Below are 650 nucleotides of genomic sequence, written 5' to 3'. Positions count from 1 at the left end.
TGGTGGGTTTCCCCATTCGGAGATCCCCGGATCAAAGCGTGCTTACCGCTCCCCGAGGCTTATCGCAGTTCGCTGCGTCCTTCTTCGGCTCCTAGCGCCAAGGCATCCACCGTGTGCCCTTAGTAACTTAACCACGACGCACAGGATGTGCTAGTGCATGCGTTGTCTCATGGATGAGACGAACTTAGCAGGCCATCCTTGCAGTTAATATTACTAGTACTACATCAGTAATAAATCCTTAGCAATTACATGCAGTATCCAGTTTTCAAGGAACATATTTATTCTTTTGGTGGAGCTGAACGGGATCGAACCGATGACCTCCTGCTTGCAAGGCAGGCGCTCTCCCAACTGAGCTACAGCCCCATTCTGCCCCAAAAATGACGTAAATCCTCTGGAGCTAATTCCGAATACTATCGGAGCCCCTTAGTAATCAAGTATGAGGTGAGGGTCACATACCCTCAAAACCGGAAAGAATACAATCTGTGTAATGCTCCATAGAAAGGAGGTGATCCATCCGCACCTTCCGGTACGGATACCTTGTTACGACTTCACCCCAGTCATCTACCCCACCTTCGGCGGCTGGCTCCCAACTGGAGTCCCCGAAAAGTAAAACTTTTTGGGGCAGTTTAGGTTACCTCACCGACTTCGGG

Annotated in this window: 1 tRNA gene and 2 rRNA genes; all 3 read right to left on the bottom strand. The window is 50.2% G+C overall.

Annotation, left to right across the window (positions count from 1 at the left end):
- Positions 1–133, bottom strand: a 23S ribosomal RNA gene (locus ACIFQN_RS24340); the annotation flags it as partial.
- A gap of 154 nt (positions 134–287) precedes the next feature.
- A tRNA-Ala gene (locus ACIFQN_RS24335) sits at positions 288–363 on the bottom strand.
- 135 nt (positions 364–498) lie between these two features.
- Positions 499–650: ribosomal RNA gene (locus ACIFQN_RS24330) — 16S ribosomal RNA — on the bottom strand; the annotation flags it as partial.

Source organism: Brevibacillus sp. NRS-1366 (genome assembly GCF_050467985.1).
This window is presented reverse-complemented; position numbering and strand designations above follow the sequence as displayed.